This is a genomic window from Candidatus Thiothrix phosphatis, assembly GCF_035668035.1.
GTDB lineage: Bacteria > Pseudomonadota > Gammaproteobacteria > Thiotrichales > Thiotrichaceae > Thiothrix > Thiothrix phosphatis.
On record NZ_JAYMYJ010000133.1, the window covers coordinates 25389 to 47080 of the forward strand.

The 21692-nt window shown below is 53.5% G+C and carries 20 protein-coding genes and 2 tRNA genes; all 22 read left to right on the forward strand.

Going from position 1 to position 21692, the window contains the following annotated elements; translation table 11 throughout:
- Nucleotides 1-71 precede the first annotated feature (71 nt).
- The 22 genes from tpiA (at nt 72) to infB (ending at nt 21690) form a co-directional block, all read left to right on the forward strand.
- Complete coding sequence (tpiA, locus tag VSS37_RS15635; RefSeq protein WP_324696693.1) at nt 72-824, forward strand: triose-phosphate isomerase; 753 nt, start codon at nt 72-74, stop codon at nt 822-824.
- Nucleotides 825-883: 59 nt separating this feature from the next.
- A complete protein-coding gene (secG, locus tag VSS37_RS21930) occupies nt 884-1390 on the forward strand; it encodes a preprotein translocase subunit SecG (RefSeq protein WP_445971497.1) in 507 nt (168 codons plus the stop codon).
- A 24-nt stretch (nt 1391-1414) separates the two neighbouring features.
- A tRNA-Leu gene (locus VSS37_RS15645) sits at nt 1415-1499 on the forward strand.
- Between the two features lie 373 nt (nt 1500-1872).
- Nucleotides 1873-2229 (forward strand): NADH-quinone oxidoreductase subunit A, encoded by a 357-nt coding sequence (ndhC, locus tag VSS37_RS15650; protein ID WP_324696697.1) that lies wholly within the window; start codon nt 1873-1875, stop codon nt 2227-2229.
- Nucleotides 2220-2696, forward strand: coding sequence for a NuoB/complex I 20 kDa subunit family protein (locus VSS37_RS15655; RefSeq protein WP_324696699.1), 477 nt, complete (start codon nt 2220-2222; stop codon nt 2694-2696). The genes ndhC and VSS37_RS15655 overlap by 10 nt, the downstream gene beginning before the upstream one ends.
- A 4-nt stretch (nt 2697-2700) precedes the next feature.
- Complete coding sequence (locus VSS37_RS15660) at nt 2701-3411, forward strand: NADH-quinone oxidoreductase subunit C (RefSeq protein WP_324696701.1); 711 nt, start codon at nt 2701-2703, stop codon at nt 3409-3411.
- Nucleotides 3411-4664 (forward strand): NADH-quinone oxidoreductase subunit D, encoded by a 1254-nt coding sequence (locus VSS37_RS15665; protein ID WP_324696702.1) that lies wholly within the window; start codon nt 3411-3413, stop codon nt 4662-4664. The genes VSS37_RS15660 and VSS37_RS15665 overlap by 1 nt, the downstream gene beginning before the upstream one ends.
- A complete protein-coding gene (locus tag VSS37_RS15670) occupies nt 4664-5170 on the forward strand; it encodes an NADH-quinone oxidoreductase subunit NuoE family protein (protein WP_324696705.1) in 507 nt (168 codons plus the stop codon). The genes VSS37_RS15665 and VSS37_RS15670 overlap by 1 nt, the downstream gene beginning before the upstream one ends.
- Before the next feature lie 4 nt (nt 5171-5174).
- Entirely contained in the window at nt 5175-6455 is a 1281-nt protein-coding gene (gene nuoF / locus VSS37_RS15675) for an NADH-quinone oxidoreductase subunit NuoF (protein ID WP_324696707.1), read from the forward strand.
- Between the two features lie 3 nt (nt 6456-6458).
- Nucleotides 6459-8756, forward strand: coding sequence for an NADH-quinone oxidoreductase subunit NuoG (gene nuoG, locus VSS37_RS15680; protein ID WP_324696709.1), 2298 nt, complete (start codon nt 6459-6461; stop codon nt 8754-8756).
- Nucleotides 8757-8759: 3 nt separating this feature from the next.
- Complete coding sequence (nuoH, locus tag VSS37_RS15685) at nt 8760-9830, forward strand: NADH-quinone oxidoreductase subunit NuoH (protein WP_324696710.1); 1071 nt, start codon at nt 8760-8762, stop codon at nt 9828-9830.
- Nucleotides 9831-9840: 10 nt separating this feature from the next.
- Entirely contained in the window at nt 9841-10332 is a 492-nt protein-coding gene (gene nuoI / locus VSS37_RS15690) for an NADH-quinone oxidoreductase subunit NuoI (RefSeq protein ID WP_324696711.1), read from the forward strand.
- Nucleotides 10333-10353: 21 nt separating this feature from the next.
- Nucleotides 10354-10947 (forward strand): NADH-quinone oxidoreductase subunit J, encoded by a 594-nt coding sequence (locus VSS37_RS15695; RefSeq protein ID WP_324696713.1) that lies wholly within the window; start codon nt 10354-10356, stop codon nt 10945-10947.
- 6 nt (nt 10948-10953) lie between these two features.
- Nucleotides 10954-11259 (forward strand): NADH-quinone oxidoreductase subunit NuoK, encoded by a 306-nt coding sequence (gene nuoK / locus VSS37_RS15700; protein ID WP_324696715.1) that lies wholly within the window; start codon nt 10954-10956, stop codon nt 11257-11259.
- Nucleotides 11260-11263: 4 nt separating this feature from the next.
- A complete protein-coding gene (nuoL, locus tag VSS37_RS15705) occupies nt 11264-13303 on the forward strand; it encodes an NADH-quinone oxidoreductase subunit L (RefSeq protein ID WP_324696717.1) in 2040 nt (679 codons plus the stop codon).
- Nucleotides 13304-13331: 28 nt separating this feature from the next.
- On the forward strand, nt 13332-14900 hold the full coding sequence (locus VSS37_RS15710; RefSeq protein ID WP_324696719.1) for an NADH-quinone oxidoreductase subunit M: 1569 nt from the start codon (nt 13332-13334) through the stop codon (nt 14898-14900).
- Nucleotides 14901-16337, forward strand: a complete 1437-nt coding sequence (gene nuoN, locus VSS37_RS15715; protein WP_324696720.1) for an NADH-quinone oxidoreductase subunit NuoN — start codon at nt 14901-14903, stop codon at nt 16335-16337. It abuts the gene before it with no gap.
- Nucleotides 16334-16624, forward strand: coding sequence for a DUF2818 family protein (locus tag VSS37_RS15720; RefSeq protein WP_324696722.1), 291 nt, complete (start codon nt 16334-16336; stop codon nt 16622-16624). The genes nuoN and VSS37_RS15720 overlap by 4 nt, the downstream gene beginning before the upstream one ends.
- Nucleotides 16625-16688: 64 nt before the next feature.
- Nucleotides 16689-16765, forward strand: a tRNA-Met gene (locus VSS37_RS15725).
- 66 nt (nt 16766-16831) lie between these two features.
- Nucleotides 16832-17308, forward strand: coding sequence for a ribosome maturation factor RimP (gene rimP / locus VSS37_RS15730; RefSeq protein ID WP_324696724.1), 477 nt, complete (start codon nt 16832-16834; stop codon nt 17306-17308).
- Nucleotides 17305-18804, forward strand: a complete 1500-nt coding sequence (gene nusA, locus VSS37_RS15735) for a transcription termination factor NusA (RefSeq protein WP_324696726.1) — start codon at nt 17305-17307, stop codon at nt 18802-18804. The genes rimP and nusA overlap by 4 nt, the downstream gene beginning before the upstream one ends.
- 18 nt (nt 18805-18822) lie before the next feature.
- On the forward strand, nt 18823-21690 hold the full coding sequence (gene infB / locus VSS37_RS15740; RefSeq protein WP_324696728.1) for a translation initiation factor IF-2: 2868 nt from the start codon (nt 18823-18825) through the stop codon (nt 21688-21690).
- The last annotated feature ends 2 nt before the right edge of the window (nt 21691-21692 follow it).

Here is a 21692-nt window from a genome sequence, read left to right on the forward strand (position 1 = left end):
CGGAATGAAGATTGATTTCCAAGGCTTATGCAGGTACTCTTTCGCCCTTGCTTTGAAGGAGAGGTGAAATCATGCGTCAAAATCTGGTGGCTGGCAACTGGAAGCTTAATGGCTCCAAGGCAAGTATCGACTCTTTGCTTGGTGGAATCCTGGCGGGGATGAATGGGCTGGATAAGGTGGCGGTCGCAGTCTGTGCGCCCTATGTTTATATTCCCATGGTGCAAAATCTATTGACGGAAAGCCAGGTTGGTTGGGGGTCGCAGGATATTGCAGAGCAAGACACCGGCGCATTCACTGGAGAGGTTTCTGGGCCGATGTTGAGGGAGTTTGGTTGCAAATATGTTATCGTTGGCCACTCCGAGCGTCGTGCGTTGTATGGTGAAAAGGATGAAGATACGGCCCGCAAGTTTGCGGCCGCCCGTAAGCATGGCCTGACGCCAATCCTTTGTGTGGGTGAAACGTTGGCGGAGCGTGAAGCAGGCGTTACCGAACAGGTGGTCGAGCGCCAGTTGAATGCAGTGATTGCTCTGGAAGGCGTGGATGCGTTGGCGGACGGAGTGGTCGCGTATGAGCCTGTTTGGGCTATTGGTACGGGCAAAACGGCTACGCCTCAGCAGGCGCAGGATGTGCATGCTTTCATTCGTGGCAAAATTGCCGGGCTGAATGAAGCCGTGGCGGCCGAATTACAGATTTTGTATGGCGGTAGTGTCAAAGGCGCGAATGCCGCTGAATTGTTTGCAATGCCGGATATTGATGGTGGCCTGATTGGTGGCGCATCTTTGGATGCGAAAGAATTTCTGGCCATTTGCCAAGCCGGTAACTAAGGTTAACCAGAAGCTTTATGTTATATCACGTCTTACTGATTGTTCAGGTTGTTGTTTCTGTGGGTATTATTGTGCTGGTGCTGATGCAGCAGGGCAAGGGTGCTGATGCGGGCGCGGCATTTGGAAGTGGCGCTTCGGGTACGGTGTTTGGGGCGCGTGGGTCAGCCAATTTTTTGAGTAGGGCTACCGCAATCCTGGCGACAGTTTTTTTCCTGAACTCCATTACGTTGGCGTTTTTGGCATCAGGGCAGACTATAAAAGGCGGTAGCATCATGGATTCGTCGGCTCATGTGGATGCCAAGAAGCCGGAGGTTGCGCCGGTCGCCCCATCTGGAGATGTGCCTCCTGCTCCTGGTGAGAATGCTGCTGGCAAGCCACAGGAAGGCGATGTGCCGTTAGTGCCGCCTAGTGGTGGGGTTGGCGTGTCCGGCAAGCCGGATGCTCCTGTTCAGGAAGTGAGCCAGCCTGAGCCAAAGGTGCCTGCAGAAGAGGCAAATACAACAGGTGTTGGAGTAGGCGCGGGTCAGGCTCAAGGCGGGGAAAAGACCGTGCAAGAAAAACAATAGTGGAGTACAATGCCTGCCTGCTTTGCCGACGTGGTGGAATTGGTAGACACGCTATCTTGAGGGGGTAGTGGCGAAAGCTGTACCGGTTCGAGTCCGGTCGTCGGTACCATATGCAAAGAGCCCGTTTCATTTTGAATGGCGGGCTTTTTCTTGATTATTGATAGATTAAATTTTGTTCGTTTTCGTAAGGTTGTCGACAATTTTACGGAATTTTTATTCATATCTGCTATTATACGGCAGAGAGTGTTGACAATGTTGGTTGCAAATTCGTTGTTTCTTTTGTGACTGGTTGATCCTACCCGAAAAGAGTGGTATTGCTGGTACAGTTTAAGGATGCCCGCTTAGGAGGAGTCCGTCGTTTAGGCGCTGTTTGCGTTCCTGCTGGCGATGGGCAATGGTTCAAGTTGTGTGGGTTTGTAGCTATGCCGACAGATAACTGCAAGTGAGGAAATCCGCGCGAACGGTTTCCATTAGGAGTTGTTATGCTGGGAGAGTATCTTCCTATTCTTGTTTTTCTGGCAGTAGGTTTTGCTTTGGCAATAATATTGTTGGGGTTGGGGTTGCTCGCAGGTCCGCGCCGCCCTGATGCGGAAAAAGACTCGCCGTTTGAGTGCGGCTTCCCCGCTTTCGAAGATGCGCGCATGAAGTTCGATGTGCGTTATTATCTTGTCGCCATCCTGTTCATCATCTTCGACCTGGAAATCGCATTTTTGTTCCCGTGGGCGGTCGTGCTGGACAAAATTGGTGTGTTTGGCATTGTTGCAATGGGGATTTTCCTGACTATCCTGATTGTTGGCTTCATTTACGAGTGGAAGAAAGGGGCGCTGGAATGGGAATAGAGGGAGTTTTGGAAAAAGGCTTTGTTACCACGACCGCCGACAAGTTGATTAATTGGGCGCGAACTGGTTCGCTTTGGCCGATGACGTTTGGCCTTGCCTGCTGTGCGGTGGAAATGATGCATGCTGGTGCTGCGCGTTATGACCTTGACCGCTTTGGCATTGTGTTTCGTCCCAGTCCGCGTCAGTCCGACGTGATGATTGTGGCGGGAACGTTGACCAATAAAATGGCGCCAGCCTTGCGTAAGGTTTATGACCAGATGGCGGAGCCGCGTTGGGTGATTTCGATGGGTTCCTGTGCCAACGGAGGTGGGTATTACCATTACTCCTATGCAGTGGTGCGTGGTTGTGACCGCATTGTGCCGGTTGACATTTATGTGCCAGGATGCCCTCCAACAGCAGAAGCATTGTTGTACGGTATTATCCAGCTGCAAAACAAAATCCGTCGAACCAATACCATAGCGCGGTAAATCCATGACTGTATCACTCGAATTCATCCAGGATTACTTGAAAGAAAGGTTAGGCGACAAACTCTCCGCCACCAAGTTTGCTTTGAATGAGTTGACGCTGGAGGTGCCTGTTGGCCAATGGCTGGAGGTGTGCCGCTTCCTGCGCCACAATGAAATGCTGGACTGTGCCCAACTGACGGATCTTTGCGGTGTCGATTATCTCACCCATGGTGATGCTGAGTGGGATGTGACCACTGCAACCCGTAGCGGTTTCAGCCGCGCCGTACAGGCCAATGATGCGGATCCATTTGATTTTGGCGAAGAAAAGCCATTGGATGTGGCGGGCAAGCGGTTTGCCGTGGTGGTGCATTTGTTGTCTGTTTCCCACAATTTGCGAATCCGTATCCGCACTTGGTGCGAAGATAATGATTTCCCTGTGGTTCCCTCTTTGGTTGATATCTGGAGTTCAGCCAATTGGTATGAGCGTGAAGCCTTTGATTTGTTTGGCATCATGTTTACAGGCCATCCTGACCTGCGCCGTATCCTGACCGACTATGGTTTCGTAGGGCACCCATTCCGCAAGGATTTCCCATTGATTGGCCAAGTGGAAATGCGTTATGACGCTGAACAGCGGCGTGTTGTTTATGAGCCAGTATCCATTGATCCGCGGGTGTTGGTGCCGCGCACCATCCGCCATGATCAGCGATTCTCCCCGGCAGAGGAGCACAACGACTAATGCCTGAAATTCGCAACTTTACGCTGAACTTTGGTCCGGCACACCCGGCAGCGCATGGTGTGTTGCGGTTAGTGTTGGAAATGGATGGTGAAAGTATCGTCCGTGCTGACCCGCATATCGGCCTGCTGCACCGGGGCACTGAGAAATTGGCGGAAAGCAAGCCCTATAACCAAAGCATTGGCTACATGGATCGTCTTGATTATGTGTCCATGATGTGCAACGAGCATGGTTATGTGTTGGCGATTGAAAAACTGCTGGGGATTACTGCGCCGGAGCGAGCGCTTTATATCCGCACCATGTTTGATGAGGTCACCCGCATCCTCAACCATCTGCTGTGGATAGGCGCGCATGCGCTGGACGTGGGTGCAATGACCATGTTCCTGTACGCTTTCCGTGAGCGTGAAGACCTGATGGATGTTTATGAGGCTGTCTCTGGTGCGCGCTTGCATGCGACCTATTATCGCCCAGGTGGTGTGTACCGGGACTTACCGGATTCTATGCCGCAATTTAAGCCAAACCGTTTTCGCAGCGAAGAGGAAGCCAGGCGGCTGAACGCAAATCGTAGAGGGTCATTGCTGGATTTCCTGGCGGACTTTACTAACCGTTTTCCTGCTTGTGTGGATGAATACGAAACGCTGCTGACTGACAACCGTATTTGGAAACAGCGATTGGTCGGCATCGGCGTCGTGTCGCCAGAACGTGCCCTACAACTTGGGTTCTCGGGGCCAATGCTGCGCGGCTCCGGCGTGGCGTGGGATTTACGCAAAAAACAGCCTTACGCGGCTTATGACAAGGTGGATTTTGACATTCCGGTCGGCGTACAGGGTGATAGCTATGACCGCTATCTGGTGCGGGTCGAAGAAATGCGCCAGTCCAACCGTATCATCAGGCAATGTATTGCTTGGCTGCGTAAAAACCCAGGGCCGGTCATGCTGGAAGACGCCAAGATTACGCCGCCAAAACGCACGGATATGAAAGAAGATATGGAGGCGCTGATTCAGCACTTCAAACTGATGACGGAAGGCTACTGTTTGCCGGAAGGCGAAGCCTATGCCGCCGTTGAACATCCGAAAGGCGAGTTTGGTTGCTATATCGTGTCTGATGGAGCCAACAAACCGTACCGGCTGAAAGTGCGTGCGCCCGGTTTCGCCCACCTGTCTGGTATGGATGAGGTCACCAAGGGACATATGCTGGCGGATGTGGTGGCGATTATCGGAACCATGGATATTGTATTTGGGGAGGTTGACCGCTGATGACTGAACTCAAACGCAAAAGCGACCTCCTCAGCCATCACGAGCGTGAGGAAATTGATAGCTGGCTCAATCGCTATCCGGAAGAGCGCAAACAGTCGGCATTATTGGCCGCCCTGCGTGCGGTGATGCATGAAGACCATTATCTGTCCCGCGAAAAGATGGATGCAGTGGCCGATTATTTATCGTTGCCAGAAATAGCTGTCTATGAAGTCGCCAGCTTCTACTCCATGTTTGAACTGGAGGCCAAAGCGGCGGCGAAATACAGCATTTCGGTTTGCACCAACGTTTCCTGCATGTTGTGCGGTTCTGACCAGATTCTGGAACATATTGAGAAAAAGCTGGGTGTCAAGCTGGGTGAGGCGACGCCGGACGGCAAGTTTTTCCTCAAAATGGAGGAAGAGTGTCTTGCCGCCTGCAGCAGCGCGCCGATGATGCAGGTCAACCACGTGTACCACACTGATCTCACCCCGGCAAAGGTGGATGAGATTCTGGACGGGCTGGAGTAAGCGCATGGCAAATCAGGTCTGTTTCACCACCAAACAATTCGGCGACCAGGCTCACACGCTGGAAAGCTACCTGAAAATCGGCGGCTATTCCGCATGGAAAAAAATCCTTGCGGAAAAAACCTCTGCCGAAGACATCATCGAAAACATCAAGTCATCCGGCCTGCGTGGCCGTGGCGGTGCAGGTTTCCCGACCGGGATGAAGTGGAGCTTTATGCCACGCAACATGCCGGGGCAGAAATACATTGTCTGCAACTCGGACGAATCCGAGCCGGGCACTTGCAAGGATCGCGACATCCTGCGTTTCAACCCGCATGCGTTGGTGGAAGGCATGGCAATCGCCGGTTACAGCATCGGTGCAACGGTTGGTTACAACTACATGCGCGGCGAATTTATGGATGAGCCGTTCATCCGCTTTGAGCAGGCGGTGAAGGAAGCCTACGAATTGGGCTTGCTGGGCAGGAATATTCAGGGTTCCGGAGTGGATTTCGACCTGCACGGCACCTTGGGCGCTGGCGCTTATGTATGCGGCGAGGAAACCGCGCTGCTGGAGTCGTTGGAAGGCAAGAAAGGCCAGCCACGTTTCAAGCCGCCCTTTCCGGCCAGTTTCGGTTTGTATGGCCGCCCGACCACCATCAACAATACCGAAACGCTGTCCTCCATCCCGGCGATTATGCGTAATGGCGGCAAGTGGTTTGCTGACATGGGTGTGGCGAATTCTGGTGGTGAAAAGCTCTTCTCCATGTCCGGCCATCTGAATAGTCCGGGCAACTTCGAGATCCCGATGGGGACGCCATTTTCCGAGCTGCTGGCAATGGCGGGCGGGGTGCGTAACGGCCACAAGCTGAAAGCGGTCATCCCTGGTGGTTCCTCGGTTCCGGTGTTGCCGGGTGATGTGATGATGGGTCTGTCCATGGACTACGACACCATCGCCAAAGCGGGTTCCTACCTTGGTTCCGGCGCTGTGATCGTGATGGATGAAACGACCGATATGGTGAAGGTGTTGCAGCGCATTTCACGTTTCTACTTTTCCGAGTCCTGCGGCCAATGCACGCCATGTCGCGAAGGCACCGGCTGGCTGTACCGGATGCTGACCCGTATTGTGGAAGGCAAAGGCAAGATGGAAGACGTCGCGCGGCTGGAGGAGATTTCCCATAACATCGAAGGGCGCTCCATTTGCGCTTTGGGTGAAGCGGCGGCGATGCCGGTGTGGAGTTTCGTCAAGCACTTCCGCGAAGAATTTGAATACTACGTCCAGCATGGCCGTAGCATGGTGGCGAAGGGGTAAACCATGGCAGAAGAGTTCGTCACAATCGAGATCAACGACCAGCCGGTGCAGGCGCGCAAAGGCGCGATGCTGATTGATGTGGCTGATGAGAACGGGATCAATATCCCACGTTTTTGCTACCACAAGAAATTGTCAGTGGCTGCCAACTGCCGGATGTGTCTGGTGGAGATGGAAAAGTCCTGGAAACCAGTGCCTGCTTGCGCCACTCCGGTAGGGGCGGGCATGAAATTCTGGACCCGATCCGACAAGGCCAAGAATGCGCAGAAATCAATCATGGAATTTCTGCTGATCAATCACCCCCTGGATTGCCCCATTTGCGATCAGGGCGGTGAATGCGAATTGCAGGATATTTCTGTCGGCTATGGCAACAGCAAATCCCAATACGCTGAAATCAAGCGTGTGGTCAAGGACAAGGACATCGGGCCGCTGATTGAGACGGAAATGACCCGTTGCATCCAGTGCACCCGCTGTGTGCGTTTCGGCGAAGAAATCGCTGGGATGCGTGAAATGGGTGGGACTGGCCGTGGTGACCGTTTGCTGATCGGCACCTATATTGAAAAGTCGCTCAAGTCTGAATTGTCCGGCAATGTGATTGACTTGTGCCCAGTTGGTGCGCTGACTGCCAAGCCATCGCGTTATACGGCGCGCGCTTGGGAAATGAAGTCGCATGATTCGATTGCGCCGCATGATTCCGTTGGCTCGAATATCCACCTGCATTCTTTCCGCAAGGAAGTTGTCCGCGCTGTGCCGCGTGATAACGAAGCCATCAATGAATGTTGGATTTCCGACCGTGACCGTTTCAGCTATCAGGGCGTCTATAGCGCTGACCGTGTCACCAAGCCGATGCTCAAAAGCAACGGCCAGTGGCGGGAAGTGAGCTGGCAGGAAGCGTTGGGGGTGACGGCTGACATGCTGCGTTCCGCTGATCCGGCGCGCACGGCTGCGTTGGCGAATGCAACCTCCACTTTGGAGGAGCTCTATCTGTTCCAACGCCTGATGCGTGGCCTGAATGTGCGCAACATTGACCATCGGCTGCGCCAAACGGATTTCAGCGATCAAAATGTGGCTCCAGTTTGCCCCTATCTGGGGATAAAAATTGCTGAACTGGAACAGCAGGATGCCTTTTTCCTGATTGGCTCCAATGTGCGGCAAGAGCAGCCGCTGTTGAACCATCGCATCCGCAAAGCTGCCTTGAAAGGTGCGAAAGTGATGGCGCTGAACCCGCGTGCTTTCGACTTCAACTTTGAGGTGGGGCAGCAAGCGGTTGCTCCGGCGGATATGTTGCAGGCGCTGGCTACGATAGCGAGTGACGCTTCTCACCCGGTCATGCAGGCGTTGCAAGGCGCAGGCAATGCCGTGGTGTTGTTGGGCAATGTGGCGAGCCAGCATCCGGACTTTGCCGCGCTACGGGCATTGGGGAGTGAGATCGCCAAGCAAACTGGCGCGAAATTCGGCTATCTGGCGGAAAGCGCCAACAGCGTGGGGGCATGGATTGCGGGAGTGGTTCCCCATCGTTTGTCAGCTGGCCGCGAACTCAAGCAAGCGGGTCTGCCAGTGAGTGAGGTTCTGCATGACAATACGCGCACTTTTGTGCTGTTAAATGCAGAATTGGGCGATTTCGCCAATCCACAACAGACGATGCAGGCGTTTTCCGCAGCGGACAACGTGATTGTGATTGCGCCATTTGCGGATGAAACCACCCGTAAATATGCAACTGTACTGCTGCCGAGTGCAACTTTTGCTGAAACTTCCGGCACTTTCATCAACGCCGCAGGCCAGTGGCAATCTTTTAAAGGGGCAAGCGAACCGTTGGGTGATGCGCGTCCGGCTTGGAAAGTGTTGCGTGTGCTTGGCAATAGCGCCGGGGTGGCGGAGTTTGACTGGGTGAGCACGGAAGAAATAGCCGCCGAGCTCAAGCTGGAATTGCATGGCGCTGATATTTGCAATAACGCCTACAGTGGCGCCGCGCCAGCCCAATCTACGATGAAAGTTGATGCAGGCACTTTCCAACGTATCGGCGATGTGCACATGTTCCGTACAGATTCGTTGGTGCGGCGCGCCAAAGCCTTGCAAGCCATGATTCCTGAGGTTTCCGTCAGCCTGAATCCGGCAGATGCTGATCAGCTTGGCGTTGCTGCTGGCGATCAGGTCAAGGTGACGCAAAACGGTGTCCCTATCACATTGGCCGTTGCTATTGACTCGGGTGTCCCAGCGGGTTGTGCAGGCTTGCAGGCCGGTATTGAAACGTCCACTGTGTTGGGCGCGGCATTTGGCTCTATCCAGATAGTGAAGGCGGGGTGATATATGGTCGAATTTCTGAATAACCTGTTATCCATTTTTCTGCCTGACTGGATAGTGCTGCTGGTGGTGATCGTGCTCAAGATTGTGGCGATCATCCTGCCGCTTATTCTGTTGGTGGCCTATGCGACTTATGCCGAGCGTAAGGTCATTGGTTTCATGCAGGTGCGTTTGGGGCCGAACAGGGTTGGCTTCAAGGGCTTGTTGCAGCCGTTCGCGGATATGTTCAAGCTGATTTTCAAGGAAATTGTTGTTCCCTCCAAGTCCAACCGCTTTTTGTTCCTGATTGCGCCGCTACTGGCGATGGGGCCTGCCTTTGCGGCGTGGGCAGTGGTGCCGTTTGGTGATGGCATGGTGCTGGCGAATGTCAATGCTGGTCTGCTGTTTTTATTGGCACTGACTTCCATCGGCGTGTATGGGGTCATCATCGCGGGTTGGGCATCCAACTCCAAGTATGCGCAACTGTCGGCGCTGCGTATTGGCGCACAGATGGTTTCCTACGAAATCGCCATGGGTTTTGCATTGGTTGGGGTCTTGATGGCGTCCGGCAGCCTGAACTTGGGTGACATTGTGATGGCTCAGTCCGGCAGCATTTTTAGCTGGTTTGTGTGGCCGCTGTTTGGTTTGTTCTTGGTGTATTTCATTTCTGGCGTGGCAGAAACCAACCGGGCACCATTCGACGTGGCGGAAGGTGAATCCGAAATCGTCGCTGGATTCCATGTGGAATATTCCGGCATGGCGTTCTCCATCTTTTTCTTGGCAGAATACGCCAACATGTGGTTGATTTCTGCGCTGACTTCGCTGATGTTCTTGGGCGGGTGGTTGTCCCCGTTTCAGGGGCTGACATTCCTGACCGATACACCCGTCATCGGGTTGTTGTTTGGCAACGGGATTCACTGGCTGTTATTGAAGGCTTCGTTCTTCATGTTGCTGTTTTTCTGGTTCCGCGCCACCTTCCCGCGTTACCGTTATGACCAAATCATGCGGCTGGGTTGGAAGATCCTGATTCCGGTGACATTGGTTTGGATCTTCGGTGAAGGCATTGCGGTCGCCCTCGGCTGGCAGCCGTGGTTGTAAGGAGGCTGATATGGGTTTCAACCTGAAACATTATGTAAAGACGTTCAGCCTACAGGAATTGCTGAAGGGCATGAGCGTAACGGGCAAGTACTTGCTTGAGCGCAAGTTAACCATTCAGTACCCGGAAGAAAAGACGCCGATTTCGCCGCGTTTCCGGGGTCATCATGCGCTGCGCCGTTACCCAAATGGCGAAGAACGTTGTATTGCCTGCAAGCTGTGTGAGGCGGTGTGTCCAGCGTTGGCGATTACGATTGACCTGGAAGAGCGCCCGGATGGCACGCGCCGCACCACCCGCTACGACATCGACATGTTCAAGTGCATCTATTGCGGTTTTTGTGAAGAAGCTTGCCCGGTGGACGCTATTGTCGAGACGGATATTTTTGAATATCACTTCGAGAATCGTGGTGAGAACATCCAGACCAAGGACAAGCTGCTGGCGGTGGGCGATAAGTACGAAGCGGAAATCGCCAAGATGAAGGCGGCCGACGCACCATACCGATAAGTCAAGGAATCAAGTGAAGATATGACATTCGAACAACTCATTTTTTACCTGTTCTCCGCTACGTTGGTGGCGGCAGCGGTCAATCTGGTCACTGTCCGCAATCCGGTGTATGCGGCGTTGAGCCTGATCCTGTGCTTTTTTACCAGTTCCGCATTGTGGTTGTTGCTGGAGGCGGAGTTCCTCGGCATTGTGCTGGTGTTGGTGTATGTGGGCGCGGTCATGGTGTTGTTCCTGTTCGTCATCATGATGCTGGACTTGAATCTTGACTTGCTGAAGGAAGGATTTACGCGGTATTTGCCAATTGGTTTGCTGGTTGCTGTAGTGGTGGCGGTGGAAATGATCTTGGTTGTGAACAGTGGGCCGTTCCAAGCGCCTTATCCGGCTGCACCAGCGCCTGCCAACAATACTGAAGCCTTGGGTTCATTGCTGTATACCGAATATGTGTATCCATTCGAGATCGCTGCGGTCATTCTGGTGGTGGCGATTATCGCCGCGATTGTCCTGACTTTGCGCCGCCGTCCTGATGCCAGGAAACAGGATATATCCCAGCAAGTGCAGGTGCGCCGTGCCGACCGGGTGCGCTTGGTCAAAATGAAGTCCGAGAGAAGCGAGTAAACGAGCATGATCCCTTTGTCGCATTTTCTGATTGTCGCCGCTGTGCTGTTTTCCATCAGTGTCGCTGGCATGTTCCTGAATCGCAAGAACATGCTGGTCTTGCTGATGTGCATAGAGTTGATGTTGTTGTCAGTGAACATGAATTTTGTCGCCTTTTCCTATTATTTGGGGGATATGGCCGGGCAGGTGTTTGTGTTCTTTATCCTGACCGTGGCAGCGGCTGAGGCGGCGATCGGCCTGGCGATACTGGTGACGCTATTCCGTAACCGGCGCACTATCAATGTCCAAGAACTTGACGCAATGAAGGGGTAAGGGAATGGAATCGATTTACACGGCAATTCCGCTTGCGCCTTTGTTGGGGGCAATCATCGCGGGCCTGTTTGGCTGGAAGATCGGACGGAAAGGTGCCCATTGGGTGACGATTGTGGGCGTGGCCATCGCCTTTGTGCTGTCGCTGGTGGTGGCGATTGATGTCATGGCGAATGGCCATGTTTACAACGGCACGGTGTACACTTGGGCGGTGATCGGCGATATCCGCTTTGAGGTCGGCTTTTTGCTCGATAACCTGAGCGCAATGATGATGCTGGTGGTGACCTTTGTGTCCTTGATGGTGCATATCTACACCATTGGCTATATGCATGATGACCCCGGCTACCAACGTTTCTTCAGCTATATTTCACTGTTCACCTTTTCTATGCTGATGCTGGTCATGAGCAACAACTTCTTGCAGCTGTTTTTTGGCTGGGAGGCTGTAGGGCTGGTGTCCTACCTGTTGATCGGTTTCTGGTTCAAGAAGGATTCGGCAATTTACGCCAATATGAAGGCGTTCTTGGTGAACCGTGTCGGCGATTTCGGTTTCCTGCTAGGGATTGCCACCGTGTTGATGTACTGCGGGACGCTGGATTATGTGGAAGCCTTTACCCGTATCCGTGATGTGGCGGGTTCTGTCATCCAGATTTTTGACGGTTGGAATTGGAATGTGGTGACGCTGATTTCCATCTTGCTGTTCATCGGTGCGATGGGCAAATCAGCGCAGGTGCCGTTGCATGTGTGGCTGCCAGATTCCATGGAAGGCCCGACGCCAATTTCGGCCCTGATCCATGCGGCGACCATGGTGACTGCGGGTATTTTCATGGTGGCGCGTATGTCACCGATTTTCGAATTGTCCGACACCGCCCTGAACCTGATTTTGGTGATTGGCGCTACCACGGCGTTTTTCATGGGACTGATTGGTGTCATCCAGAACGACATCAAGCGGGTGGTGGCGTATTCCACTTTGTCCCAGTTGGGTTATATGACTGTGGCGTTGGGCGCGTCAGCGTATTCGGCGGCGGTTTTCCACCTGATGACGCATGCGTTTTTCAAGGCGCTGTTGTTCTTGGCGGCAGGTTCAGTGATTATCGCCATGCATCATGAGCAAGACATCCGTAAGATGGGTGGCCTGAAAAAATACATGCCGATCACTTACTGGACTTCCCTGATTGGCTCATTGGCATTGATTGGGTTCCCTGGTTTTTCTGGATTCTTCTCCAAGGATCTGATTATTGAGGCGGTGCACGAGTCGCATCTGGGTGCGGCGGGTTATGCCTATACGCTGGTGTTGCTGGGTGTGTTTGTGACAGCATTTTACAGCTTCCGGATGTTTTTCCTGGTGTTCCATGGGCAGGAGCGTTTTGATACGCATGGCCATGCCCATGGTGATGACCACGGACATCATGATGATCATGGTCATGGTGGCGGCACGCCGCACGAGTCCCCATGGGTGGTGACCATACCCTTGATCATGCTGGCGATCCCTTCCGTGTTGGCTGGGTATTGGTTGGATCCCATGGTGGTGGGGGAGTTTTTCCATTCCTCCATTTACGTCAATGATGCAGCGCACAGCTTCGATCCAGGCTGGGGTTCTTGGCTGTCAGCACACAATGGGATTGAAGAAATCAGCAAGGAATTCCATGGTGTGTTCAGTTTCATCCTGCATGGCCTGATGGCACCGCCTTTCTGGTTGGCGATGGCAGGCTTGGCGTCTGCTTGGTACATCTATATGAAAGATGACGCCATTGCCCGTTGGGCGTATGACAAGTTCCGCTGGCTGCATACCCTGCTGGACCGGAAATATTACATGGACGATTTCAATCAGGAAGTGTTCGCCAAAGGTTCTGTCGGTCTGGGCAACGGGTTGATGGCGTTTGGTGAGCGGTTGGTGATTGACGGCTTGATCGTGAACGGATCGGCTAAAGTGGTGGGATGGTTTTCCGGTCTGATGCGACATCTTCAGACAGGTTATCTATACCATTACGCCTTCTCAATGGTGGCGGGCATCCTGGTGATGCTGACTTGGTTCCTGTTCTTCAGATAAGCGCCTTGGTTCTACCTGGAAATACAACATGCTTGATTTGCCAATACTGAGTTTTCTGATCTGGCTGCCGATCGTCGGCGGTCTGGGTGTCTTGATTGTCGGCGACCGCTCTGGCTCCAGACAGTTTGCGCTGGGCGTTGCTGTTTTGGCCTTTTTGCTTAGCCTGCCGTTGTATACCGGCTTCGACCGCACGACAGCGGCCATGCAGTTTAGCGAGCTGTTGCCGTGGGTGGAGTCATTCAACATCAACTACCATTTGGGTGTTGATGGCATTTCCATGCCGTTGATTTTGTTGAACACCTTTATCACGGTATTGGTGGTGATCGCTGGCTGGGAGGTGATCCAATATCGGATTTCCCAGTATCTGGCGGCTTTCCTGATTATGGAAGGGTTGGTGAACGGGGTGTTTGCCTCCCTCGACGCCATGCTGTTCTACATCTTCTTCGAGGGGATGTTGATTCCGCTGTTCCTGATCATCGGCATATGGGGTGGGGCGCGCCGGGTTTACGCCAGCATCAAATTTTTCCTCTACACCTTTTTCGGGTCAGTGTTCCTGCTGATCAGCCTGATCTACCTGTATCAGCTGGGTGGGGATACGCCTGGGTTCACCGCCAGTTTTGCGGTGGCTGATTTGCAGAAACTGCCGATTGGCATGACGGCTCAGGTTTTGGTTTTCCTGTCTTTCTTGTTGGCGTTTGGGGTGAAAGTGCCTATGTGGCCGGTGCATACTTGGTTGCCCGATGCGCATGTGGAAGCGCCAACCGGAGGCTCAGTTATATTGGCGGCGATCACCTTGAAGGTGGGGGGGTACGCTTTTCTGCGGTTCGCCCTGCCAATTGTGCCGGATGCGGCTGAACATCTGGATTGGCTGGTGATCTTTATGTCGCTGACCGCCGTGGTCTATATCGGTTTCGTCGCATTGGTGCAGCAGGACATGAAGAAGCTGGTGGCGTATTCCTCCATCGCGCATATGGGTTTCGTGACCCTGGGTTTCTTTGTGGTTTACATGATTGCAGCCAAGGCGCAAGGCAGCAGCGACAATGGTATGAACAGCGCTATCTTGGCCATGCAGGGTGGCATGGTGCAGATGGTGTCGCATGGTTTCATTTCCGGCGCGATGTTCCTTTGTATCGGCGTGCTGTACGACCGGATGCATACCCGCGACATCAATGCCTATGGTGGCGTGGCCAATCGGATGCCGGTGTTTGCAGCCCTGTATGTGTTGTTTGCAATGGCCAATACCGGCTTGCCGGGCACCTCTGGTTTTGTGGGTGAGTTCATGGTGATCTTGGCGAGTTTCCGCGCCAGCCCTTGGGTTGCTTTCCTGGCGGCGACCACTTTGATCGTGGGGGCGGCCTACACATTGTGGCTGGTGAAGCGCGTCATGTTCGGTGATGTCCGAAATGAGGAGGTCGCCAAGCTACAAGATATTGGCAAGCGTGAGTTCAGCATGTTGGCGGTGCTGGCGGTTGCAGTGTTGGTGTTGGGCTTGTGGCCTCAGCCTTTGACAGATGTGATGGAGAAGTCAATTGAAAACCTGTTGTCCCAGGCCTTGCAAAGTAAAGTGTGTACGGGATTCGTGGGGGGGTGCCAATAAATGAATATTGCAATTGCAATGCCGGAAATCTTCCTGTTGAGCACCATCTGCCTCATTTTGCTGATTGACCTCTTCCTGCGCGATAACAGCCGGATGATTACCTACCTGTTGACTCAGGTGGCTGTGCTGGCAACGGCCTTGCTGGCTTACGGGGCGATGGACGGTGACAAGATTACTGGCCTGTATGGGATGTATGTCCGTGATGATCTGGCTGGCGTCCTGAAGATAACCATCCTGCTGCTGACATTTGGTGTTTTTGTCTATGCGCGTAAGTATTTGAAGGATAAAAATATCTGGCAGGGTGAGTTTTATTTGTTAGGGTTGTTCGCCGTGTTGGGGATGTTGGTGATGGCATCTGCCAACAACCTGCTGGTTGTGTATCTGGGGTTGGAGTTGCAGGCCTTGTCCATGTACGCGCTGGTGGCGTTTAATCGTGACGACGGGCGCTCTACTGAAGCGGCGATGAAGTATTTTGTGTTGGGCGCTGTTGCTTCCGGGTTGTTGCTGTACGGCATCTCCATCCTGTATGGGCTGAGTGGCCGTTTGGAAATCGCTGGAGTGTTGGAATACATCAAATCCCAGAATGTCCTGCAAAACATGCCATTGTTGTTCTCGCTGGTGTTTATCGTGGCGGGCATTTCCTTCAAGTTTGGTGCTGTGCCATTCCACATGTGGGTACCCGACGTTTATCAGGGCGCACCAACAGCCGTCACCATGTTCCTTGGCAGTGTGCCGAAAGTGGCGGCGTTGGCTATGTTGTTGCGTGTGCTGGCGGAGTCCATGGGGGCTGCCCAAGCTGGCTGGGGGCAATTGTTGCTGGTATTTGGGTTGTTGTCTGTCTTTCTCGGCAATTTGGTGGCGATCGCGCAACTCAGCCTCAAACGGATGCTGGCCTATTCCACCATTGCCCATATGGGCTTTATTCTGTTGGGGGCATTGACAGGAACCAAAGATGGTTATAGTGCGGCCTTGTTCTACACCATCACTTATACCATGATGTCAGCGGGTGCTTTCGCCATCCTGATACTGTTAAGTAGGGACGGGTTTGAGGCGGAATCGCTGGATGATCTTAAAGGGTTGAATGAGCGTAACCCTTGGTATGCATTCATCATGATGCTGTTTTTGTTTTCCATGGCGGGAATTCCACCTACTGTTGGTTTCTACGCGAAATTGTCGATCATCCAGTCAGTCATGCATGCCGGTTATCTGTGGCCTGCGGTGTTTATGGTGGTGATGTCAGTGATTGGCGCATTCTATTATTTGCGTGCCATCAAGATGATGTACTTCGATGCGCCGCCGGAAAATGTCGGGGCTGTCAACGCGGAACTGGATTTTAATGTGTTGATCAGCATTAATGGCATTCTCATGGTGCTGTTGGGGATTTTCCCAAGCGCATTGATGAGCATTTGTTATCTGGCGATGAACTCAAGCCTATGAGCTTGCCGTCACTGCAATGGGTTTTTCTCGCTGTCGCCTTGTTGATGGCTAACCTGCCGTGGTTGAGCCAGCGTTGCTTTTTGGTTTTGCAATGTGAGCGTAAGCCGGTGTGGGTGAGGCTGCTGGAATGGTTGGCTTTGTATGTGGTTGCAGGAGGGCTTGGTTTGTTGTTGGAGCAGCGGGCAATGGGATCCCTACACGCTCAAGACTGGGAGTTTTACTGGGTGACGTTTTTTTTGTTCATGGTGTTCGCTTTTCCTGGGTTTGTTTACCGTTACGTTCGCTAATTTCATTTTCTGGCGAATATCCCTTGCAAGTCCTGGCTCTTTTCTCTATAGTTCACACCTCTGATGCGGGGTGGAGCAGTCTGGCAGCTCGTCGGGCTCATAACCCGAAGGTCGCAGGTTCAAATCCTGCCCCCGCTACCAAATACAAAAAGGCCCCTACCAGGGGCTTTTTTATTATCTGCGGCACAGGAAGGTGCGAAGAAATTAATGCAAGAACAACTGGATACACTGATCAATACGACCGTAACCGGGCTCGGTTATGATTTGTGGGGGTATGAATATCGCCCACAAAAAGAGAGTGCCCTATTGCGTATTTTCATTGATGCTGATCAGGGCATTACAGTGGATGATTGCAGCATTGTCAGTAACCAGTTGAGTGCGGCGCTGGATGTTGAGGACTTGATTCCTGTCGCCTATATTCTTGAAGTGTCTTCCCCCGGACTTGACCGGGTATTGTTCATCCCGGCGCACTACATCCGTTATCTTGGACATCAGGTCAAAGTGCGCACTCGTTTGCCGGTGGAAAAGCGCCGCAACTTTGTTGGTGAATTGACGGATGCGAACGATACCCACATTGCCATGCTAGTAGAAGGCAACACATACGAAATTCCCTATGATTTGATTGATCGCGGGAGACTGGTATTGGATATTCGACCTCAGCGTAAGGGCGGTAAGCACACATGAACAAAGAAATTCTCTATGTTGTTGATGCAGTTTCCAATGAGAAAAATGTCAGCAAAGAATTGATTTTCCAGGCTGTGGAAACTGCACTGGCGATGGCCACCCGCAAGCGTTACGGCATGGGTATGGATGCGCGCGTTTCAGTCAACCGGCAAACCGGTGACTATGAGACATTTCGTCGTTGGAAGGTGATGGATGATGAGGATCCCGAATTCGAAAGTCCGGAACGGCAGATTCTACAAAGCTACGCCAAGAACCGCGGGTTGGATGTGGATATTGGCGATTATGTTGAAGAGTCCATTCCATCAGTCGAATTTGGCCGCATTGCCGCTCAAACCGCCAAACAGGTGATTGTCGCCAAGGTGCGGGAAGCCGAGCGGGAAAAGGTGGTGTCAGCTTACCGCGATCGTATCGGCCAATTGATCATGGGCGTGGTCAAGCGTGCAGACCGGAAGGGTGTGACGCTGGATTTGGGTGAGAATGCTGAAGCCTTCATCCTGCGTGAAGAAATGGTGCCGGGTGAAATGTTGCATGTCGGGGCGCGGGTGAGGGGGTATCTGAAAGAGATTCGCCAGGATGCCCGTGGCCCGCAGATCGTCGTTAGCCGTTCTGACGTGAATTTCCTGATTGAGTTGATGAAACTGGAAGTTCCTGAGATCAATCAAGAAATGATCGACATTATGGGTGCGGCGCGCGATCCGGGTTCTCGTGCCAAGGTGGCGGTGCGCGCCAATCTGCCCAACATTGACCCGATTGGGGCTTGTGTTGGCATGCGTGGATCCCGCATCCAGACGGTCACCAATGAATTGGGCGGTAAAGAACGCGTCGATATTGTATTGTGGAATGAAGACATTGCCACCTATGTCATGAACGCAATGGCACCGGCGGAAGTGCTTTCCATCGTGGTGGATGAAGAAGCCAAAACCATGGACATCGGCGTGGACGCGGACAAGTTGTCGCAGGCCATCGGCCGTGGCGGCCAGAATGTGCGACTGGCCAGCGAACTGACTGGCTGGACGCTCAACGTGATGAGCGTGGAGGATGCCGAAGCCAAGACCCAGGCCGAGCAGCAGGCTATCGTCAATCTGTTCATGGAAAAACTGGATGTTGATGAAGAGGTCGCTGTCATTCTGGTGGAAGAAGGCTTTTCCACACTGGAAGAGGTTGCCTACGTTCCCATTGAAGAATTTATGGAAATCGAAGGTTTTGATGAAAACATAATCAATGAATTGCGTGATCGCGCCCAGACAGCGCTGTTGTCACAAGCAATATCACAGGATAGCCACCTTCCGGCAGCAGACCTGTTGCATATGGATGGCATGGATGATGAGCTGGCTTTCAAGCTGGCGGGTGGCGGTGTTTGCACGATGGAAGATCTGGCTGAACAGTCAGTGGATGAGTTGATGGAGCTGACCGGGATTGATGAAACCCGCGCCGCCAATTTGATAATGAAGGCGCGGGAACCATGGTTCGCGGCTGATGACAAGGCAGAAGGTTAATTCTGCGGGAGGAATACAATGTCGGACATAGCAATCAAGAAACTTGCCGAGATAATCAATGCCCCCGTTGAAGTTCTGCTCAAGCAGTTACAGGATGCTGGTATTCAGGTTGATGGCCCTGATGCATGGATTACCGATGCGCAGAAGCTGAGGCTGCTGGCGTATATTCGCCAGGGCGGGACTCCGGTGAGCGGCGGCAACGCCAACAAAATCACCCTCAAACGTCGCTCCACCAGTGAAATGACGGTAAATGCAGGTTCTCGCGGAAAAACTGTCAGCGTGGAGGTCAGGCGCAAGAAAACCATTTCGGCCGGGCCTGGCAAATCCCCTGAACAAGCGGCTGCTGCCCAGCCTGCGGTGCCGGTGGAGCAACGGGTCAGCCGAACCGAAGAACTGGCACGTCAGCTGACGGCTGAACGCAAGGCTCGTGAAGCTTTGATCCAGAAAGCTGAACAGGAACGCCGTCAGTTGGAGACGCAACGTCTGGAACAACAGCGTCCGCAAGCTGTGGCGGCGCTGCCGGAGGAGGAGGCGCCGCCTGTTGCTGCGGTTCCAGTTGAAGAAGTCCCGGAACTGGAGACTGAGGGAGTTATGGCAGAACCGGTGGTTGAAGCTGCCGCTAGTGCTGAAGCGCCTGCCCAGCCGGAGCTGGAAGAAAAGGCTGAGGAAATGGTTGAAGTCAGCGTCGAAGAAGTGGACACTGATATTTCTGCAGAAGAGGCGAATGTTGGTAATACGGAGCCTAGTGAGACATTGAGCGCCAAAGAGCAACGTGAAGTAGTGGCCGCCGCCGCCCGTGAAGAAGCTGCTGCGGCTTTGAAACGCCGTCCATCCAAAGCCAAGCCGAAACATTCTTTGGCACCGCGTGAAGTGGCCGACACCAGTGAGCCAGATGTTGTTGCGCAGGAGCCTTTCAACCCAGAGCGGTATACGGATCCTGAACGTAGCAATGATAAAAAGACCGTTAAAAAAGTGGTCAAGAATAAGGTGGGGGGACGTAGCCGTGAAGAACTGCATGTTCCAGCCGCCAATCGTTCTGGTAAAAAGAAAGCAGGCAAACGCGAAGCCGTTAAGCCGGATGTGCGTCAGCAAGCCAAGCATGGGTTTGAAAAGCCGACAGCTCCCGTCATCCGTGAAATTGAGATTCCCCCTACCATCATCGTCTCTGATTTGGCGCAAAAACTGGCAATCCGTGCCACCGAAATCATCAAGGCCATGATGAAGATGGGCATGATGGTCACCATCAACCAATCCATTGATCAGGACACGGCCATTCTGGTGACGGAAGAGCTGGGTCATAAGGCCAAGCCGTTGCGGGAAATGGACGACGCCTCCATGCTGGCGGCGATGGTGGATCAAAATGCCGATTATGAGGTGTTGTCGCGTCCACCCGTCGTGACCATTATGGGGCATGTCGACCACGGCAAGACCTCACTATTGGACTATATCCGCGCAACCCGTGTGGCAGCGGGCGAAGCGGGCGGCATTACCCAACACATTGGCGCTTACCATGTCGACACTGATCATGGCACGGTGACGTTTTTGGATACGCCTGGTCACGCTGCTTTCTCCAAAATGCGTGCACGGGGCGCGCAGGTGACGGACATCGTGGTGTTGATTGTGGCGGCGGATGATGGCGTCATGCCCCAGACCAAGGAAGCCATCCAGCACGCCAAGGCTGCTGGGGTGCCATTGGTGGTGGCGATCAACAAGATCGACAAACCGGCAGCAGATCCTGAACGGGTGTTGAGCGAGCTTTCCCAGAATGATGTTTTGACCGAAGAATGGGGCGGTGATGTGCCAGTGGCGCGTGTTTCCGCCAAAACCGGCCAGGGGATTGACGAGTTGCTGGAAACCCTGCTGCTGGTCGCCGAGGTGCAGGAATTGCGCGCGCCGGTTGATGCGCCCGCGCAAGGCAATGTGATCGAGGCCAGTGTGGAAAAAGGCCGTGGAGCGGTCGCCACCATCCTGGTGCGCAGCGGCACCCTGAAACGGGGTGATCTGCTGTTGTGCGGCGCTGAATACGGGCGGGTGCGCGCCATGTTTGATGAACGTGGCCGTCCGGTCAAGGAAGCAGGCCCCTCCATTCCGGTCGCCGTGCTCGGTTTGTCCGCAGCGCCGGAGGCAGGCGATGAGGTCATCGTCCTGGATGACGAGCGCAAGGCCAAGGATATTGCTGAATTGCGGCGTGAAAAACTGCGCGACAGCCGTTTCGCCGCGCAAAGCAGTTCCAAGCTTGATAACCTGTTCAGCCAGATGCAGGCGGGTTCGCGTGCGCAGGTCAACCTGCTGGTCAAGGCGGATGTGCAGGGCAGTGTGGAGGCTATCCGCAGTGAATTGCTGAAACTTTCCACCGATGAAGTCGAAGTCCGGGTATTGTCTTCCGGCGTTGGCGGCATCAACGAAAGCGATGTGGGCTTGGCGGAAGCATCCAAAGCCATCATTGTGGCCTTCAACGTGCGGGCGGACGCCAGTGCGCGCAAGGCGGCGGCGGATGCTGAGGTGGAAATCCGTTACTACAGCATCATTTACGATGTCATCAACGATGTGAAGGAAGCCATGAGCGGCCTGCTGTCGCCGGAAGTGCGCGAAGTCTTCGTCGGCCTGGCGGAAGTGCGCGATGTTTTCCGTGCCTCTGGTTTTGGCCAAGTGGCTGGTTGCTTGGTGGTGGATGGCGTGGTGCGGCGCGGCAACCCGATCCGCATCTTGCGCGACAACGTGGTGATTTTTGAAGGTGAGCTTGAATCCCTGCGCCGCCACCGCGACGATGTGAAGGAAGTGGCAATGGGTACTGAATGTGGCATCGCGGTCAAGGATTACACGGACGTGCGCAAGGGTGACCAGATCGAATGCTACGAGCGCATCGAAGTGGCGAGGAAGATTTAATC

What these genes read in the sequence shown, in the direction of transcription:
- tpiA (WP_324696693.1), top strand. Translation starts at nt 72, where the DNA reads ATGCGTCAAAATCTGGTGGCTGGCAACTGGAAGCTTAATGGCTCCAAG.
- ndhC (WP_324696697.1), top strand. Translation starts at nt 1,873, where the DNA reads ATGCTGGGAGAGTATCTTCCTATTCTTGTTTTTCTGGCAGTAGGTTTT.
- VSS37_RS15655 (WP_324696699.1), top strand. Translation starts at nt 2,220, where the DNA reads ATGGGAATAGAGGGAGTTTTGGAAAAAGGCTTTGTTACCACGACCGCC.
- VSS37_RS15660 (WP_324696701.1), top strand. Translation starts at nt 2,701, where the DNA reads ATGACTGTATCACTCGAATTCATCCAGGATTACTTGAAAGAAAGGTTA.
- VSS37_RS15665 (WP_324696702.1), top strand. Translation starts at nt 3,411, where the DNA reads ATGCCTGAAATTCGCAACTTTACGCTGAACTTTGGTCCGGCACACCCG.
- VSS37_RS15670 (WP_324696705.1), top strand. Translation starts at nt 4,664, where the DNA reads ATGACTGAACTCAAACGCAAAAGCGACCTCCTCAGCCATCACGAGCGT.
- nuoF (WP_324696707.1), top strand. Translation starts at nt 5,175, where the DNA reads ATGGCAAATCAGGTCTGTTTCACCACCAAACAATTCGGCGACCAGGCT.
- nuoG (WP_324696709.1), top strand. Translation starts at nt 6,459, where the DNA reads ATGGCAGAAGAGTTCGTCACAATCGAGATCAACGACCAGCCGGTGCAG.
- nuoH (WP_324696710.1), top strand. Translation starts at nt 8,760, where the DNA reads ATGGTCGAATTTCTGAATAACCTGTTATCCATTTTTCTGCCTGACTGG.
- nuoI (WP_324696711.1), top strand. Translation starts at nt 9,841, where the DNA reads ATGGGTTTCAACCTGAAACATTATGTAAAGACGTTCAGCCTACAGGAA.
- VSS37_RS15695 (WP_324696713.1), top strand. Translation starts at nt 10,354, where the DNA reads ATGACATTCGAACAACTCATTTTTTACCTGTTCTCCGCTACGTTGGTG.
- nuoK (WP_324696715.1), top strand. Translation starts at nt 10,954, where the DNA reads ATGATCCCTTTGTCGCATTTTCTGATTGTCGCCGCTGTGCTGTTTTCC.
- nuoL (WP_324696717.1), top strand. Translation starts at nt 11,264, where the DNA reads ATGGAATCGATTTACACGGCAATTCCGCTTGCGCCTTTGTTGGGGGCA.
- VSS37_RS15710 (WP_324696719.1), top strand. Translation starts at nt 13,332, where the DNA reads ATGCTTGATTTGCCAATACTGAGTTTTCTGATCTGGCTGCCGATCGTC.
- nuoN (WP_324696720.1), top strand. Translation starts at nt 14,901, where the DNA reads ATGAATATTGCAATTGCAATGCCGGAAATCTTCCTGTTGAGCACCATC.
- VSS37_RS15720 (WP_324696722.1), top strand. Translation starts at nt 16,334, where the DNA reads ATGAGCTTGCCGTCACTGCAATGGGTTTTTCTCGCTGTCGCCTTGTTG.
- rimP (WP_324696724.1), top strand. Translation starts at nt 16,832, where the DNA reads ATGCAAGAACAACTGGATACACTGATCAATACGACCGTAACCGGGCTC.
- nusA (WP_324696726.1), top strand. Translation starts at nt 17,305, where the DNA reads ATGAACAAAGAAATTCTCTATGTTGTTGATGCAGTTTCCAATGAGAAA.
- infB (WP_324696728.1), top strand. Translation starts at nt 18,823, where the DNA reads ATGTCGGACATAGCAATCAAGAAACTTGCCGAGATAATCAATGCCCCC.